Consider the following 16,604-nt stretch of genomic DNA (forward strand, 5'->3'; position numbering starts at 1 on the left):
CTCCTCAGGGGGTGAGTCACTTCTGCGTGGTGCTGCCCAGCGAGCCGAGGCCCTGGATGAAATAGCGCTGCGCGGCGAAGAAGATGATCAGCGGCGGCAGCATGTAGAGCAGGTTGGTGGCCATGTAGTAGCTCCAGTTCGGCGTCTGCCCGGCGAACGGTGAGACGAACTGCGCCATCCCGACCGACAGTGGCCACTTGTCGGCGGAGTACAGATAGACCAGCGGGTTGAGGAAGTCGTTCCAGGACGCCTGGAAGGCGAGGATCGCCATCGTGATCCAGGCCGGCCGGGTCAACGGCAGCATCACGCTGACGAAGATCCGCAGGTGCCCGGCGCCGTCGATCTTGGCCGCCTCGTCGATCGAGTACGGGATGGCCATGAAGTACTGCCTGGCCAGGAAGATGAACAGCGGATTGCCGCCGAAGAAGGCCGGCACGATGAGCGGCAGCCAGGTGTCGTACCAGCCGATGCTCTTGTAGAGCTGGAACAACGGGATCAGCCCGACCACGCCGGGCAGCAGCATGCTGCCGACGAACAGGTAGAACCACACCTTCTGGCCCGGGAACCGCAGCCGGGCCAGCGCGTAGCCGGCCATCATCGCGGTCATCACGCCGCCGAGCACGCTCAGCATCGTGATGATCGTTGAGTTGAGCAACAAACGCGGGAACCGGATCGCCTCCGGGCCGTTGACGAAGTTGCTCCACTGGAACTCGCGAGGCAGCAACCGCGGCGGCACCTCGAAGACGGCGGAACCGCTCTTCAGCCCGATGGTGATCATCCACAGCAGCGGGACGACCATCACGGAGCAGATGAACAAGGCGGTCACGTACCAGGACGTCGTACGGGCCGTTCGTTTGCCTGTACTGCGTTTCGGCGCGGCCGGCGTCTCGGTGAGCGCGGGAGCGGGGGCGGGCGCTTCAGTCGGGAGTGTTGTCACTGTATGTCCAGAGCGAGGAGAACTTCGCGGTCAGGGCGATCACGGCGATGATGACGATGAACAGCACCCACACCTGGGCGGAGGCGTAGCCGAGCTGGGGAATCCTGCCCAGGTTGGAGAATCCGTTGTTGTAGATCGACAGCATCAGCACGTTGGTACTGAACCCGGGGCCGCCGTTGGTCAGGATCTTCGGCTGGTTGAAGGTCTGCAGCGCGGCCGTCGTCTGCAGGATGACCTGCAGCAACATGATCGGGCTGATCATCGGCAAGGTGATCCGGAAGAACACCGAGTACGGTCCGGCGCCGTCGACCCGGGCGGCCTCGTAAAGCTCGTTCGGCACGGCCTGGAGCGCAGCCAGGAAGATGATCATCGTGCCGCCGACGCCCCACAGCATCACGATCACGATCGACGGCATCGACATCGCGGGGCTCTGCAGCCAGTCGCTGGTCGGCAGGTGCAGCTTGTCCAGGATCGTGTTCGCCAGGCCGACCTGCGGGTTGAGGATGAACTTCCACAGCGTGATGGTCGCGACCGCGGGCAGTACCACCGGAAGATAGGCCAGTGTCCGGACGATCCGGACGCCGGCGAAACGCTGGTTGCAGAACACAGCGAGCGCCAGCCCGAGCGCGAGGCTCAACGGCACGTAGAGCAAGACGAGATAGCCGGTCGCGCGCAGGGACGGCCAGAACGCGGGGTCGACGGTGAACAGCCGGCGGAAGTTGCCCAGGCCCACGAACACCGGGTCGGACAGCCCGTTGTACTTCGTCAGTGACAGGTAGAACGAGCGGACCAGCGGATAGACCACGAAGACGGTGAAACCGATGATGGCCGGCGAGATGAACAGGTAGGCGGCCTTGACGTCCGAGCCGGCGTTGCGGCTGAGGCCGCGGCCGACCTTCCCCGCCCGGGGAACCTTCCGTCGTCGTCCGTCACGATTCATCCTGCCTCCTGGACGGTAACGTTTCCAAAGTTTACTGTGAGGTGACGATGCCGTGCGGTGAGAGGGAAGTCAACCCTGTGTCCGAAACGTTTCCAAAGCATTCCGAGTCCGCTCGCCCGACGATGATCGACGTGGCCAAGCGGGCCGGCGTGGGGTTGGGCACGGTCTCCCGGGTGGTCAACGGCGGGGCCGGCGTGCGGGACGAGACCGCGAGCCGGGTACGCGCCGCGATCGACGAGCTGGGCTTCCAGCGCAACGAGGTCGCCCGCGCGCTGCGGCCGGGCAAGAAGTCGTCGAGCCTGGCTCTGGTGCTCGGCGATCTGACCAACCCGTTCTACGCGACGATCGCCAAGTCGTCACTCGAGGTCGCCGGGCAGGATGGCTTCGCGGTCGTGCTCGGTTCGGTCGACGAGGATCCCGAGGGGGAGCGGCGGGCGATCCAGGAGCTGATCGGGCGGCAGGTCGCCGGGTTGATGATCGTGCCCGACCAGGGCGATCACTCGTTCCTGGCCAGTGCGGGCATCCCGGTGGTCTTCGTGGACCGGCCGGCGCACGGGATCGAGGCCGACATCGTCATGGTCGACAACGAAGGCGGTGGCAAGCTCGCCACGGATCACCTGCTCCAGCAGGGCCATGTGCGGATCGCGATCCTGCTCGCGCCGTCGTACTACACGACCGGTCGGCGGTTGCGCGGCTACCGGCGGGCTTGTCGCGCGGCCGGGATCGAGGTGGACGAGAGCCTTGTCGTCCAGCTTCCGGAAGGTACTGCCGAGGCGGCCGAGAAAGCGACCCGCGAGCTGATGCATCGTCCGGACCCGCCCACCGCATTGTTTGCCTCCACCAACTTCCTTACCGAAGGCGTACTGCGCGCGCTCCGCGAGGTTGATGCCGAGCCCGCCGTCGTTGGCTTCGACGACTTCCGCCTGGCCGACATGCTCCCCACCCCGGTCACAGTCGTTGCCTCCGACATCGCAGAGCTCGGCCGGATCGCCGCCCGCCTCCTCCTGGATCGGGCAGCCAAAACCGACACCCGCCCACCCCAACGCATCGTCCTGCCGTGCCAACTGATCCAGCGCGGTTCTGGCGAGAGGCCTGCATGATCAGCGTGGTGGACGACCTGCCCGTGTACTACGAATCCTTCGGCGAGGGCAGGCCGATCGTCTTCCTGCCCGGCTGGGGAAATGCGAACGGCGAAGGCCGCGACGTGCACGAGCCTGTCTTCGCGGCGGGACACCCCGGCTGGCGGCGGATCTACATCGACCCACCGGGCACCGGCCAGACACCGTCGCGACCCTGGATCACCAACCAGGACGGCATGCTGGACGTCATCGCCCAGGTGATCGACGGCGTGGTGGGGAACGAATCGTTTGCCCTCGCTGGTACGTCGGCCGGCGGGTTGCACGCGCGCGGGATCGTCCATCGCGACCCGAGCCGGATCCTCGGACTACTGCTCCGCGTGCCCGGCGTGATCGTGGACCGCACCCAGCGAACGCTTCCGGTCGACGACCCGGCGATCTGGGATGCCGGTTATCTGTCGGCTCTCCAGCTGAAACAAGACTTGTATTACGACGTGGCGGAAGCGATCGCCGACCCGGAGTTCCTGAGCGGCATCCAGAGCGAGGTGACCAAGTACGCCCTGAGCGTCGAGCCCCGTGCGCGACTCGATGCACCGACGCTGATCGTCACCGGACGCCAGGACACGATGACCGGGTACGCCGATGCGTGGCCGCTGCTGGCGGACTACCCGCGCGCGACGTACGCAGTACTGGATCGGGCCGGTCATGATCTGCCGGTGGATGATCACGGCTTGTATCAAGCCTTGGTGGGCGACTGGCTGACGCGAATGGAAAAGCACCCGGGCGCTTGAGGGGCGGACGCGCCCGGGTGCAGTCTTCCATCCCAGGGATGACGGAAACTAGAAGTTCGGCCAGGCCCAGCCGAGGTAGTTGGAGAAGTACGGGAGTCTTGCCAGGCCGATAGCGCCGCCGACGCTGGTTGCCCAGAAGTAGCCGTCGCCGCGGGCGACGCCGACGTGGCCGTAGGGGGCGGCGAGGTCCCAGAAGACCAGTGCGCCCTTGGGTGGGTTGAGGTCGCCGCGGTGGGCGACGCCGCGGGCGACGGCGTCGTTCCAGTCCGCCTTGGCCGAGGCCCAGATGCCGGTCTTGCCGTAGGAGTTCTCGGCCGCCATCTCGCAGTAGCCCTGGAATGCGGTCGAGCCGTTGCGGGCGGCGAACCAGGCGATCGCCTTGTCGGCGCGCGGGTTGTTCGTGCAAAGAGGTGCGACCAAGCCGCTGCTGCCGGTGTTGACGTAGGAGTCGGAGATGAAGCCCTTGCCGGGGATGTGATCCCAGATCAGGCTCCGGCCGAACTTTCCGGTCACCGGTTCGCCGTAGATCTGGCAGTCGATCTGAACCGCTCCGTTGGGCTGGGTGCCGACCGAGCCGAAGCTGGTGGCGTTGCCGGAGCGGATCGTGACGCCGAGCCCGGAGTCGGTCACGACGGTGCCGGTGGCTGCGTGCGCGGGCAGTGCTGTGCCGCCGAGTACGGCGGTGCCGCCAAGCAGGGTGATGGCGGTGAGCCTGGAGACAGTACGGAGGAGGGCGGTCCGCATGAGGTTGTTCCCTTCTGGGAGTTTGCTTCACTCGCAGGGAACCAGAGCGTGTTCAAGTTGTCGCAGTAGGCAACGAACCGCCCGGCCGGTGCACCGGCCGGGCGGTTGCTCGACTCAGAAGTTCGGCCAGGCCCAGCCGAGGTAGTTGGAGAAGTACGGCAACCGGGCCTTGCCGATCCGGCCGTTCACACTGGTGGCCCAGAAGGTGCCGTCCCCGACGGCCAGGCCGACGTGCCCGTACGCGCTGATGTTCCAGAAGACGAGAGCGCCCCTCGGCGGGTTCAGGTCGCCTCGGTGGGCGGCGCCGCGGCGGACCGCGTCGTTCCAGTTCGCCTTGGCCGAGGCGTAGATCCCGGTCCGGCCGTACGCGTTCTCGACGGCCTTCTCGCAGTAGCCCTGGTAGGCGGTCGAACCGTTGCGGGCCGAGAACCACGCGACCGCGTTGTCGGCCCTGGATTGGGGTGCGGCGGTGACGGTACCGACCGAGTCGACCGGTGCGGCGGTCGCCGGCAGGCCTGCGCCGACGAGGGCGGCACCGCCGAGCAGGAGAGTGATGGTGGCGCGGGCGAGTAAAGATCTCATGATGTTTTGCCTTTCGCTGGGGCGGGAAGGGCTGTATCCCTTGGCGAATTCGCTCTTGCCCGCAGACAATCAGACAGTGATCGGGTTGTCGCAGCGGGCAACCAGAAACTGAATAACCATCACTTGATAAAGTGTGTAGATTACTAACCGTGAGAGCGGGGAGTGCGTTGTGCGACCAGCTCAGGCTCGCTTCGTCATCGGCTGCCGGATGCGGGAGTTGCGAGAGGCCGCCGGGGTGCCGCTGACCCGCGCCGCCAGCCTGTCGGGCTGGGACAAGGGCCATCTGTCCAGAGTCGAGCGGGGACACACCAAACCGAGCCGGGAACTGATCGAGTGGTACGACGATTCCTTCGGCGCCGGCAGCGCGCTGGTGAACCAGTTGATGGAACTCGATGCTGCCGTCCGGGCCGGCAAGGACATGTCGATGCGGGACATGCGCCACCGGGATTCGCTGCCGCACCCGGTGCTCCTCGGCGGCTCGGTGCCCGCCGACCACGATCCGGAGGACCGCGCGGAGCTCGTGGGGGAGACGGTGCCCGACGGCACCCGGGTGTGCCGGGATCAGGAGTTCGAGAAGACCTGGGAGATCCGCAACAGCGGCGAGAGCCACTGGCGCAACCGCTGGCTCACCAGACAAGGAGCAGCCGGTACGCCGGGCTGGCTGCGTTCGCCGGCGCGGGCGCCGTTGCCGGACGCAGTACCGGGTGAGGTCGTGACAGTCCGGATGAGGCTGCAGGCGCCGTCGCAGGTTGGTGCGTCCACCGCTTATTTCAAGGTGACCGACGAAGCCGGCCGTCTCTATTACCCAGGCCTGGAGTCCCCACCGGTCTACTGCACGATCTTCACCGTCTACGAACTCTGAACGAGGGTTTGCCCTTGAGGTTCGGCTGATGCCTGTCCTTGGAGAGTGCTTGCCGAATACGTTGCTGACTACCTGTCCGCCAGAACGCAGGGAGATATCAGCGTGCTCAGGCCTCACAAGTTCGCGGCGGCCGTTGCCGTCGCTTTAGTAGTCCCGTTGCTGACAGCCACCACAGCGACCGCCGCCGGCCCGAAGGATCCGCCGACGCCGACCATCCCGCAGCGGTATCTCGACCAGCCGATCACCTGGTCGGTCTGCTCGTTCGACGCGACCGTCAAGCGGAACTACCCGCAGGCGCCGACCACGAACTGCGCCAAGGTCAACGTACCGATGGACTGGGCGAACCCGGACGCGCATCCCGACGTCCAGGTCGCCATCTCCTACAGCAAGGCGACCGGTACCTCGCGCGGCCTGATGACCAGCAACCCGGGCGGCCCCGGCGGCGCCGGGCTGAACCTGACCGCGAACCTCGGCGTCAGCAAGCCGCAGCTGTTCAGCGACTTCGACCTGATGGGCTTCGACCCGCGTGGCTTCGGCCAGAGCACCCCGCTGCAGTGCCTCGCCAAGGCCGAGGACCTCGAGGCGCTGCCGGTCACGCCGGACTACAAGGAGCGCACCAAGCTCACCCACAAGGTCGAGGTGGCCGAGGCGAAGCTCTACGCCGACGCCTGTTCCGCGACCGAGTTCGGCCAGTTCGTCAGCAGCCAGCAGACCGTCTACGACATGGAGTTCGTCCGGGCGCTGCTGGGAGCGCGCCAGCTCAACTTCATCGGCTACAGCTACGGCACCTGGCTCGGCGGCTGGTACGCCGACACCTATCCGTCGCGGGTCGGCCGCTTCGTACTCGATTCGAACATGGACTGGACCCACACCCAGTGGGACAACGTGAACTTCGACCCGTGGTCCGGCCAGCGCCGCCGCGACACCCAGCTGTTCCCCTGGATCGCCCGGCACGCCGACCAGATCACCGGGCTCGGTGCGACGCCGGCTCAAGTGCTGGCGAAGTACAACGGGGTCCGTGCCTCGCTGACCACGCTGGTCAAGGCCGGCGAGAGCTCGGTCCGTGGCGACAACCTCGATGGCCTGATCTACAGCGCGAGCTACAACAACCAGCGCTTCATCCGGGCCACGCTCGACATCCTTGTGCACGACGAGTTCGCCAAGACGCCGTCCGCCTCGGGCGAGGTCGAGCTGGCGCAGGTCGACCGGGCCTGGGCCCGGCTGGATCCCGCGTTGCAGAAGTACGACACGCTGGCCGCGCTCCGCGCCCGGTACGGCGTGTCGGCGGCGGCCTCGACGAGTCTGATCGCCGCGACGCAGGTCGACACGATGCGGTCGCTGATCGCGGATGCCAAGGAGGAGGCGGCCAAGGCTGACTCCGGCGACGCGCTGGTCAACGTCGGCGCGATCAGCACCACGGTCCGCTGCAACGACACCAAGTGGAGCAAGGACCCGAAGTTCTACCTCAAGGAAGCCGACAAGATGGCCAAGAAGTACGACTTCTTCGGCTACATGAACGGTGTGCCGATGTGCGCGTTCTGGAAGTACGCGCCGCAGGACCGCAAGCTCGACCTCGCCGGCGCACCGCGAATGCTGATCGTGCAGAGCGAGTTCGACCCGGCGACGTCGTACGAGGGATCGCTGCGGACGCACAAGGACACGCCGACCACGACCCGGTTCGTCGGGATCGACGACGAAGGCCAGCACGGGCAGTACATCTTGTCCAAGGCCTCGTCTTGTGTGCAGGCGATCGGCGACAAGTTCGTCTTCACCGGTGAACTGCCGGGCAAGGACGAGATCTGCGGTACGTCGCCGCTGCCGGAGGACCTCTCGGTCTATGCGGTGAAGGGCCCGGTCGACGGTAAGTCGGTGCATCTGCCGAAGTCGAAGGTCGCCAACGGCCAGACCGACCCGTTGCTCCAGCAGGTGCTGGACACCGTCGCGGCCAGCGCCCTGCGGTAAGAGCGGTCTGCAGCTGGGGGTCCGATCCGGGCCCTCAGCTGTTGCTCTCCGCCTCCAGTTGGGCGTCTATCTCGGCCTTGCGCTTCACCCAGCGCTCGCTGAGGCCCTCGACCTCTTCCTGGATGAACTCGACGAAGCCGATGGTCGCCCGGATCCGGCGGCCTGAAGCGGTTTCGGTCCCGGCGACGTCCAGCATCTGCCGGAGGATCTCCTCCCAGCGGGTCAGGCTGCGGTCCCGGCTCATCATCGACTGGAACCAGAAGTCGTCCTGAACCACGTAGACGTCACGCCGGCTGCCAGGCTCGCGCTCCCTGGTGGCCAGCCGTAGCTGCACCAGGTAGTTCACCGCGCCGGAGATGGCGGCCGGGCTCGCCTTGAGCAACTCGGAGAGCTCGGCGGCGGTCAGCCGGCCGGCCTGGCTGGACAGGATGGCGGCGAAGGCTCTGGCAGACATCCGCGGCCAGCCCGACTCGGCCAGCACGTTGCCGAACTGCTCGGCGTACCGCTGGACCGCTTCGTCGTCACGCTGTTTGGGTGCACTCACCGGTCCATCATCTCCCCGGGTTCTCAATATTCACAATCTTCTGAATGAAGTGTACGTTATGAATCATGACATCAGCCATCGTGGTCTCTGGACTGCACAAGTCGTACGGGAGTACGCACGCCCTCGACGGTCTCGACCTGGAGGTCGCGACCGGTGAGGTGCACGGCTTCCTCGGCCCGAACGGAGCCGGGAAGTCCACCACCATCAGGGTCCTGCTCGGTCTGCTGAAGGGTGACGACGGTGACGCGTCGCTGCTCGGCGGCGACCCGTGGCACGACGCGGCCAAGCTGCACCGGCGGCTGGCCTACGTCCCCGGTGACGTGAACCTGTGGCCGAACCTGACCGGCGGCGAGGTGATCGATCTGCTCGGCCGGCTGCGCGGCGGGCAGGACCCCAAGAAGCGCGACGACCTGCTGCGGCGCTTCGACCTCGACCCGACCAAGAAGGGCCGGACCTACTCCAAGGGCAACCGGCAGAAGGTCGCGCTGGTCGCGGCGCTCGCCTCCGACGTCGAGCTGCTGATCCTGGACGAGCCCACCTCCGGCCTGGATCCGCTGATGGAGGAGGTGTTCCGGCAGTGCATCGAGGAGGAGCGGCAGCGCGATCGTACGGTGCTGCTGTCGAGCCACATCCTGTCGGAGGTGGAGGCGCTGTGCGACCGGATCAGCATCATCCGGCGCGGCAAGGTGGTCGAGACCGGCACGCTGGCCGACCTGCGGCACCTGACCAGGACGTCGATCCAGGCCGAGCTGGCCGCTTCGCCGAACGGGCTGGCGCAGCTGCCCGGCGTACACAGCCTTGATGTCGAGGGCAATCGAGTCCGTTGCGAGGTCGACACCGCACTGCTCGACGGCCTGATGAAGCAGCTCGCGGCGAGTGGGATCAAGAGTCTGGTCGCGCAGCCGCCGACGCTGGAGGAGCTCTTCCTGCGGCACTACGAGGACGACGCCGCGGAGCCTGTGGCGGCGACACGATGAACGACTTCGCCGGTACTACGACCCTGGTGCGACTCGCGCTCCGGCGGGACCGGGTGATCCTGCCGGTATGGATCCTGGTCTTCGTCTCGATGGCCGCGGGTTCCGCCAAGGCGTCGATCGACCTCTACCCGGACGTGGCGTCGCGAGTGTCCGCCGCTGAGACGACGAACTCGTCACCGGCGCTGGTTTCCTTGTACGGAAGGATCTACGACCCCACCTCGCTGGGTGAGGTGTCGCTGTTCAAGCTGACCTCGTTCGGTGCGCTGCTGGTCGGATTGCTGGCTGCGCTGCTGGTGGTCCGGCACACGCGAGCCGAGGAGGAGAGCGGCCGGCTGGAGCTACTCAGCGCCGGCGTACTCGGCCGGTACGCCGCCCTCACGGCCGCGCTGATCGTCTCGGCCGGCACGGTGATCGTGCTGGGTCTTCTGACCGCGGTGAGCTTGATGGGGACCGGCCTCCCGACGGGCGGATCCTTCGCCTTCGGCCTCACCTGGATCGCTGCTGGGCTTGCCTTCGCCGGGGTCGGTGCGCTGACCGCTCAACTGACTGAAGGCGCGCGGACGGCCAACGGCTTCACCGCCATCGTGCTGGGTGTCAGCTACGTACTGCGTGCGCTGGGCGACTCGTCCGCCGACGGTGGCTCGCGCTGGATCTCCTGGTTCTCGCCGATCGGGTGGGCCCAGCAGATCCGCCCGTACGCCGGGGATCGGTGGCTGCTCGCCTTGGCGCCGCTTGCGTTGCTGGTCGTGCTGGTCGTGGCCGCGTTCGCGTTGATCCGTCGACGGGATGTCGGTGCGGGTCTGGTTCGGCCGCGGCCTGGTCCGGCGACGGCTGCGGCCTCGCTGCGTTCGCCGCTGGCCTTGGCTTGGCGGTTGCATCGTGGGTCGCTCTTGGCTTGGGGGTTCGCGTTTCTGCTGCTGGGGTTCGTGGTGGGCAACATCGCTTCCAACGTTGATGGGTTCGTCAGCAGCGAAGGCGCCAAGGACTTCGTGGAGAAGCTCGGCGGGGTGAACGGCATCACCGACGCGTTCCTCTCGTCCGAGATGGGCATGCTCGGGCTGCTCGCATCCGCCTTCGGGATTCAGGCGGCGCTCCGGCTCCGCTCCGAGGAGACCGCTCTCCGCGCGGAACCCCTGCTGGCGACGGGCGTCACGCGGTACCAGTGGCTTGCTAGTCATGTGCTGATGGCGCTGCTCGGTACTGCGGTACTGGTGCTCGTTGGCGGCCTTGGGTCGGGGATCTCGAGTGGTGCGTCGCTGGGCAACATGGGTCGCCAGGTGCCGCGCATGCTGGCCGCGGCGGCCATCCAACTGCCGGCGATCTGGGTGGTCACTGCTCTGGTGGTGCTCCTCTTCGGATTGGCGCCGAAGCTGATCACGACGGTCTGGGCGTTCTTCGGCGCGTTCCTGTTGATCGGTCAGTTCGGGCCGCTCTTCGATCTGCCTCAAGGTTTGATGGACCTTTCGCCGTACGCGCACACTCCGCGTCTGCCGGGCGGCGACTTCTCCGCGACTCCGGTGATCGTCCTTGCGGCGATCGCGCTTGCACTGCTTGTGGCCGGCTCGACAACTTTCCGTCGCCGAGACGTCGGGTGAGCGTGGCGTCGGTCTGGCCGCTGTACCGCTTGGCCGGCCTGTCCTCCAGCGTGGCGCCGGCCTGAGGGGTCCGGCGTCATCCGGACCCGTCCCGGGGTCCTCCCGGGACGGGTCCTTCTCGCGCGTCTACGATCACGGGGTGGAACTGCGCCTGAGTGAACGGTCGGGGGACTTCGCCGACTTCTGGACCGAGCGGCATCTGTGCGTGCTCAGCACGGTGCGGGCCGACGGGACGGTTCACGCCGTCCCGGTGGGCGTGACGGTCGACCTGAAGACCGGGATCGCGCGGGTGATCTGCTCGGGTAGTTCGCACAAGGCGCGGCTGATCCGCGCGGCCGGGGCGGAGGGCGCGGCGGTCGCGGTCACTCAGACCGAAGGCCGGCGCTGGTCGACGCTCGAAGGACGCGCCGTCGTGAGCGACGACCCCGAGAAAGTCGCCGACGCCGTACGCCGGTACGCCGAGCGCTACCGCGAGCCCCGAGTCAACCCAGAACGCGTAGTCCTGGAAATCACCATCACCAAGGCCCTCGGCAATGCCTGACCCCCTAACAATCGTAGGCCTGGGCGCCGACGGCTGGCCCGGCCTGTCAACCAGCGCCCAGCAAGCAATAACAACCGCCGAAATCCTGATGGGCAGCACCCGCCAACTCGCCCTCATCCCAGACAGCCAAGCTGTACGGGTTGCGTGGCCTTCGCCGTTGTCGGAGTCGTTGCCGGGGTTGTTGGCGACGTATCGGGGGCGGCGGATTTGTGTGCTGGCCAGTGGGGATCCGACGTTTCACGGGATCGGAACCACGCTGACCAGGTTGCTCGGGGCGGACGCAGTACGGGTGATTCCGCATCCGTCGAGTGTTTCGCTGGCGTGTGCCCGGTTGGGGTGGCCGCAGGATCAGGTGCAGGTGATCAGCCTGGTCGGGCACCCGCTCGAACTCGTCCAGCCGCACATCCAGCCCGGCCGCCGACTCGTCATACTGAGTTGGGGTGCGCACACCCCCGCCGAGGTCGCCGCGATGCTGGTGGCGCGCGGGTACGGCGGGAGCGCGTTCACGGTGCTCGAGCAGCTGGGGTCGGCGGAGGAGCGAGTTCGCAGTACGAGGGCTGACGAGTGGGACCACGAGGCCGACGCTCTCAACGTGATCGGCGTGCTCTGCCAGCCAGACGCCGGCGCTGAGTTGTTGTCGACGGCGCCGGGGTTGCCCGATTCGGCGTACGAGAATGACGGGCAGCTGACCAAGCGCGAGGTCCGCGCGGTGACTCTGTCGCGGTTGGTGCCAGTGCCAGGGCAGCTGCTGTGGGATGTCGGCGGCGGCGCGGGCAGTATCGGGATCGAGTGGCTGCGACACCATCCGAGCTGTCGCGCGGTCGCGATCGAGAAAGACCCGGATCGCGCCAAGCGCCTCGACCGCAACGCCGCGACGCTGGGAGTCGCGATCCGCACGGTCATCGGCGCCGCGCCCGCGTCGCTGGGCGGTCTGGAGACGCCCGACGCAGTCTTCGTCGGCGGTGGCGCAACGATCCCCGGCGTGATCGACACCTGCTGGGAGGCACTGCGCCCCGGCGGCCGGCTCGTCGTCAACGGCGTGACGCTGGAAACCGAAGCGCTAATCGCCCGCTGGCACGGCGAACTGGGCGGTGACCTGGTCCGTCTCTTTGTCCAGCGCGCCTCACCCGTCGGCAGCATGACCGGCTGGCGTCCCGCGATGCCAGTAACGATCTGGAGCGTGACCAAGTGACCCGTGCTGGCAGATTGTGTCCCGACCGACAGGACATAGTCGGGAAATCGGCGCCCAGCGCCCGCCACCTACGCCTGCACCCGGCAGACCGGCAGCACTATGTCCTGTCGATCGGGACACAACCCTCGGGAGCCTGAGATGACCGTGCACTTCATCGGAGCCGGCCCCGGCGCCGCGGACCTGATCACCCTCCGCGGCCGAGACCTGATCGCCGCCTCACCCGTCTGCCTGTACGCCGGTGCGCTGGTGCCGCTCGAACTCCTCGAGCACTGCCCGGTCGGCGCGCGGAAGATCGACACCGCCTCGTTGAACCTCGACGAGATCCTCGCCGAGCTAGTCGCCGCCCACGAGGCCGACGCCGACGTCGCGCGACTCCACTCGGGCGACCCATCCGTCTTCAGCGCCATGGCCGAGCAGATGCGCCGACTCGACGCCCTCGGCATCCCGTACGACGTGACCCCCGGCGTACCGGCGTACGCCGCGGCAGCCGCGGCGCTCCGGCGCGAACTCACGGTCCCCGAGGTCGGCCAAACGGTCATCCTGACCCGGATCGCAGCACGCGCAACCGCGATGCCACCCGGCGAGGACCTGGCGACCCTGGGTTTGAGCGGCGGCACGATCGTCCTGCACCTCGCCGTCCAGCACATCGAGCGCCTCGTGGAGGAGCTGACACCCAACTACGGCACCGCTTGCCCGGTCGCTGTGGTCGCCCGCGCCTCCCGCGACGACGAACTGATCCTGCGCGGCACCCTCGCCGACATCGCCGAACAAGTACGTGCCGCAGGCATCCTCCGCACAGCAGTAGTAATCGTCGGCAAAGTCCTAGCCGCCACAACCTTCCCCGACAGCCACCTCTATTCGACCACCCGAAGCCGAGCGTGACGGATCCCCGGACCTGCGCCACTCACAAAGTGCCGCAAACCGCCTCCAACAAGGCGCGGCCACGCTCAGCGGTGACCCTGCGAGTGAGGTTTGTGAGTGCTGGACGTCCGGGACCTAACGAGACGATGGCCGCGTGAAGGTCCTACTGCTCGGCGGCACGGGGGAGGCGCGGCGGCTGGCCGATGAGTTGGTGGCTGAGTTTGACGTGGTGTCGTCGCTGGCGGGGCGGACTGTCGATGCTCGGCTGCCGGCCGGTGAGGTCCATCGGGGTGGGTTCGGTGGGGTGGCTGGGCTCATTGCTTGGCTTGTTGAGCAGCAGATCGAGGCGGTGGTGGACGCTACTCACCCCTTCGCCGCGACCATGACGGCCAACGCAGCAGCCGCTACCGCTGCGCTAGACCTTCCCCTCCTCGTACTACGTCGCCCGGGCTGGCGTGAGCAGGCTGGTGACACTTGGCACTGGGCTGCTGACGCCGGAGCGGCTGCGACTCTCCTGCCCGCGCTCGGCGAGCGCGCGTTCCTCACGATCGGCCGCCAAGGGCTGTCCGCCTTCGCCGACACCGGCGTGTGGACGCTGGCGCGCTGTGTCGATCCGCCTGAGCCGGTGCCCAGCTGGTGTGAGCTGCTGCTGGATCGTGGGCCGTATGAGCTGGCAGCCGAGCTGGAGCTAATGCGGAAGTGGCAGATCGACGTACTAGTCACCAAGAACAGCGGTGGCGACATGACCGCGGCCAAGCTCACGGCGGCTCGGGAGTTGGGGGTGCCCGTCGTGCTGATCGAGCGGCCGCCGCTCCCGGCAGGTGTCGCGGTGGCGCGGACGACGGGCGAAGTACGGGCGTGGCTAACCGGGTGATCAGCCGGCACCAGGCCCGCCGGTAGATTGTCGTTTCATGGGAATCCAGATCGCACCCAGCATCCTGGCCGCGGACTTCGCCAACCTCGCCACTGAGGCGGCTGCGGTCTCGAACGCCGACTGGCTGCACGTCGACGTGATGGACAACCATTTCGTCCCGAACCTCACGCTGGGTATGCCGGTCGTCGAGTCGCTGGCCAAGGCCGTTGCCCAGCCGCTCGACTGCCACCTGATGATCGAGGACCCGGACCGCTGGGCTCCCGGGTACGTCGAAGCCGGCGCAGCCAGTGTCACGTTCCACGCCGAAGCCTGCCGGGCCCCGATCCGGACCGCGCGCGAGATCCGTGCCAAGGGCGCCCGCGCGGCGATGGCGCTCAAGCCCGCGACCCCGATCGAGCCCTACGAGGACATCCTGGCCGAGCTGGACATGATCCTGATCATGACCGTGGAGCCCGGGTTCGGCGGGCAGAAGTTCCTCGACGTCTGTCTGCCGAAGATCCGCCGGACCCGCGAGCTGATCTCCAAGCACGGCCTCGACGTGTGGATCGAGATCGACGGCGGCGTCTCCACCGAGACGATCGAGCGCTGCGCCGACGCGGGCGCCGACGTCTTCGTCGCCGGGTCGGCGGTCTACAAGGCCGACAACCCCAACCTGATGATCGACCAGCTCCGCGCGATGGCGACCGAGGCGAGCAAGCTCGACGAGGGTGTGCGGTGATGAGCGAGCACAAGCCGGTGGAGAGCTGGCTGACCGACATGGACGGTGTGCTCGTGCACGAGGAGCGCGCGATCCCTGGGGCCAGTGAGTTCATCGGGTCGTTGCAGGCCTCGGGCAAGAAGTTCCTGGTACTGACGAACAACTCGATCTTCACCCCGCGCGACCTGCGGGCCAGATTGCTTGCCGGGGGCATCGATGTGCCGGAGCAGGCGATCTGGACGTCGGCGCTGGCCACCGCGCAGTTCCTGGATGACCAGCGTCCGGGCGGTACGGCGTATGTGATCGGCGAGGCCGGTCTGACCACGGCGCTGCACGAGGTCGGCTACGTGCTGACCGAGCGCGCCCCGGACTATGTGGTGCTGGGGGAGACCCGGACGTACTCGTTCGAGGCGATCACCCGGGCGATCCGGCTGATCGCCGGCGGCGCGCGCTTCCTGGCCACCAACCCCGACCCGACCGGCCCGTCCACCGAGGGCCCGTTGCCGGCCACCGGCTCGGTCGCCGCGCTGATCACCCGCGCCACCGGCGTCGCCCCGTACTTCGTCGGCAAGCCGAACCCGCTGATGATGCGCAGCGCCCTGAACCGGATCGAGGCCCACTCAGAAACCTCGGTGATGATCGGCGACCGGATGGACACCGACATCATCAGCGGCCTCGAAGCCGGCCTCCGCAGCATCCTCGTCCTGTCCGGCTCCACCGGCGAACACGAGGTAGAACGCTTCCCCTACCGCCCCACCCGCATCGTCGAGTCGATAGCCGACGTAGTGCCCCTCATCGCCGCGATGTCCTGACCCTGCATATCCGGGTTCGGTGTCTCTTGTGGTGTGACGTCTTCCCCTGTGGATAGCTCGGTCGCCGCGCTGATCACTCTCGCCACCGGCGTTGCGCCGTACTTCGTGGGCAAGCCGAACCCGTTGATGATGCGCAGCGCCCTGAACCGGATCGAGGCGCGCTCGGCGACCGGATGGACACCGACATCATCAGCGGCCTCGAAGCCGGCCTGCGCAGCATCCTCGTCCTGTCCGGCTCCACCGGGGACCGCGTCGTCGGAGGCGCCCTAGTAACCACCCCGCCTCGTTGCTTGCACACCGTAGTCATGGTGAGTTTGAGGTCCTCCTACTTCTTTTTCTGTGCCTTTGGATCGCCTTGCCAGTAAGACAATACGCGCCGATCCACGATTTGCAGCATCCGCCTACTCAGCGTAGTATCGAACACATGTTCGACAAGGAGATCGCTGACATGGACGCGACCGAGACACTCACCTCGGTCGCGTCCATGCACGACCTGCGCACCCGTGCCGACCTCGAAATCCTCCGCCTCGGCCAGCACTTCGCCGACCTGTTCCCCGACCCCGCCACCCTCCCCGGCCACATCTCCCTGCCCGGCGGCGAACGCGCCCACGTCTACG

Annotated in this window: 18 protein-coding genes and 1 pseudogene; 14 read left to right on the forward strand and 5 right to left on the reverse strand. The window is 67.3% G+C overall.

The window, feature by feature from the left end; translation table 11 throughout:
• Window positions 1–16: 16 nt before the first annotated feature.
• Both A3ES_RS0142935 and A3ES_RS0142940 read right to left on the reverse strand, forming a co-directional pair.
• A complete protein-coding gene (locus tag A3ES_RS0142935) occupies window positions 17–937 on the reverse strand; it encodes a carbohydrate ABC transporter permease (RefSeq protein ID WP_026163732.1) in 921 nt (306 codons plus the stop codon).
• Window positions 918–1,877, reverse strand: a complete 960-nt coding sequence (locus A3ES_RS0142940) for a carbohydrate ABC transporter permease (protein ID WP_020393028.1) — start codon at window positions 1,875–1,877, stop codon at window positions 918–920. Before A3ES_RS0142940 ends, A3ES_RS0142935 begins: the two co-directional genes overlap by 20 nt.
• A 122-nt stretch (window positions 1,878–1,999) precedes the next feature.
• Between A3ES_RS0142940 and A3ES_RS0142945 the strand changes: the two genes are divergently transcribed.
• Both A3ES_RS0142945 and A3ES_RS0142950 read left to right on the forward strand, forming a co-directional pair.
• On the forward strand, window positions 2,000–2,977 hold the full coding sequence (locus A3ES_RS0142945; protein WP_020393029.1) for a LacI family DNA-binding transcriptional regulator: 978 nt from the start codon (window positions 2,000–2,002) through the stop codon (window positions 2,975–2,977).
• A complete protein-coding gene (locus tag A3ES_RS0142950; RefSeq protein WP_169501851.1) occupies window positions 2,935–3,744 on the forward strand; it encodes an alpha/beta fold hydrolase in 810 nt (269 codons plus the stop codon). The genes A3ES_RS0142945 and A3ES_RS0142950 overlap by 43 nt, the downstream gene beginning before the upstream one ends.
• Window positions 3,745–3,792: 48 nt before the next feature.
• On the opposite strand, the gene A3ES_RS0142955 is transcribed toward A3ES_RS0142950, so the two are convergent.
• Window positions 3,793–4,488, reverse strand: a complete 696-nt coding sequence (locus A3ES_RS0142955; protein ID WP_020393031.1) for an SH3 domain-containing protein — start codon at window positions 4,486–4,488, stop codon at window positions 3,793–3,795.
• A gap of 114 nt (window positions 4,489–4,602) precedes the next feature.
• On the reverse strand, window positions 4,603–5,070 hold the full coding sequence (locus A3ES_RS0142960) for a CHAP domain-containing protein (protein ID WP_020393032.1): 468 nt from the start codon (window positions 5,068–5,070) through the stop codon (window positions 4,603–4,605).
• A gap of 169 nt (window positions 5,071–5,239) precedes the next feature.
• Between A3ES_RS0142960 and A3ES_RS0142965 the strand changes: the two genes are divergently transcribed.
• Together A3ES_RS0142965 and A3ES_RS0142970 are read left to right on the forward strand one after the other, a co-directional pair.
• Window positions 5,240–5,932 (forward strand): NBR1-Ig-like domain-containing protein, encoded by a 693-nt coding sequence (locus tag A3ES_RS0142965; RefSeq protein ID WP_020393033.1) that lies wholly within the window; start codon window positions 5,240–5,242, stop codon window positions 5,930–5,932.
• A gap of 102 nt (window positions 5,933–6,034) precedes the next feature.
• Window positions 6,035–7,894: an alpha/beta fold hydrolase gene (locus tag A3ES_RS0142970; protein ID WP_020393034.1), complete on the forward strand. Its 1,860-nt coding sequence runs from the start codon at window positions 6,035–6,037 to the stop codon at window positions 7,892–7,894.
• Window positions 7,895–7,928: 34 nt separating this feature from the next.
• Here A3ES_RS0142970 and A3ES_RS0142975 read toward each other — a convergent pair whose 3' ends face one another.
• Window positions 7,929–8,438 carry a GbsR/MarR family transcriptional regulator gene (locus tag A3ES_RS0142975; protein WP_020393035.1) on the reverse strand — a complete coding sequence of 170 codons (510 nt, stop codon included), beginning with the start codon at window positions 8,436–8,438 and terminating at the stop codon, window positions 7,929–7,931.
• Window positions 8,439–8,503: 65 nt separating this feature from the next.
• On the opposite strand from A3ES_RS0142975, the gene A3ES_RS0142980 reads away from it, so the two are divergent.
• The 10 genes and pseudogenes from A3ES_RS0142980 to A3ES_RS0143025 all read left to right on the forward strand — a co-directional run.
• Window positions 8,504–9,415: an ABC transporter ATP-binding protein gene (locus A3ES_RS0142980; RefSeq protein ID WP_020393036.1), complete on the forward strand. Its 912-nt coding sequence runs from the start codon at window positions 8,504–8,506 to the stop codon at window positions 9,413–9,415.
• Window positions 9,412–11,010, forward strand: coding sequence for an ABC transporter permease (locus A3ES_RS0142985; RefSeq protein ID WP_020393037.1), 1,599 nt, complete (start codon window positions 9,412–9,414; stop codon window positions 11,008–11,010). The genes A3ES_RS0142980 and A3ES_RS0142985 overlap by 4 nt, the downstream gene beginning before the upstream one ends.
• A 139-nt stretch (window positions 11,011–11,149) precedes the next feature.
• On the forward strand, window positions 11,150–11,551 hold the full coding sequence (locus tag A3ES_RS0142990) for a pyridoxamine 5'-phosphate oxidase family protein (RefSeq protein WP_020393038.1): 402 nt from the start codon (window positions 11,150–11,152) through the stop codon (window positions 11,549–11,551).
• The gene (locus A3ES_RS0142995) at window positions 11,544–12,743 is read left to right on the forward strand and encodes a bifunctional cobalt-precorrin-7 (C(5))-methyltransferase/cobalt-precorrin-6B (C(15))-methyltransferase (protein ID WP_026163734.1); all 1,200 of its coding nucleotides are present in this window, start codon (window positions 11,544–11,546) and stop codon (window positions 12,741–12,743) included. The genes A3ES_RS0142990 and A3ES_RS0142995 overlap by 8 nt, the downstream gene beginning before the upstream one ends.
• A 138-nt stretch (window positions 12,744–12,881) precedes the next feature.
• Complete coding sequence (cobM, locus tag A3ES_RS0143000; protein ID WP_020393040.1) at window positions 12,882–13,625, forward strand: precorrin-4 C(11)-methyltransferase; 744 nt, start codon at window positions 12,882–12,884, stop codon at window positions 13,623–13,625.
• A gap of 133 nt (window positions 13,626–13,758) precedes the next feature.
• Complete coding sequence (locus A3ES_RS0143005) at window positions 13,759–14,478, forward strand: cobalt-precorrin-6A reductase (RefSeq protein ID WP_020393041.1); 720 nt, start codon at window positions 13,759–13,761, stop codon at window positions 14,476–14,478.
• A gap of 37 nt (window positions 14,479–14,515) precedes the next feature.
• Window positions 14,516–15,196: a ribulose-phosphate 3-epimerase gene (gene rpe / locus A3ES_RS0143010; protein WP_020393042.1), complete on the forward strand. Its 681-nt coding sequence runs from the start codon at window positions 14,516–14,518 to the stop codon at window positions 15,194–15,196.
• Window positions 15,196–15,987, forward strand: coding sequence for an HAD-IIA family hydrolase (locus tag A3ES_RS0143015; protein ID WP_020393043.1), 792 nt, complete (start codon window positions 15,196–15,198; stop codon window positions 15,985–15,987). The genes rpe and A3ES_RS0143015 overlap by 1 nt, the downstream gene beginning before the upstream one ends.
• Before the next feature lie 45 nt (window positions 15,988–16,032).
• Window positions 16,033–16,352 (forward strand): annotated as a pseudogene (locus A3ES_RS57365) (HAD hydrolase-like protein); the annotation flags it as partial.
• A 59-nt stretch (window positions 16,353–16,411) separates the two neighbouring features.
• A partial coding sequence (locus A3ES_RS0143025) for a hypothetical protein (RefSeq protein WP_026163735.1) occupies window positions 16,412–16,604 on the forward strand: 193 nt, incomplete at its 3' end.

Source organism: Kribbella catacumbae DSM 19601 (genome assembly GCF_000372465.1).
GTDB lineage: Bacteria > Actinomycetota > Actinomycetes > Propionibacteriales > Kribbellaceae > Kribbella > Kribbella catacumbae.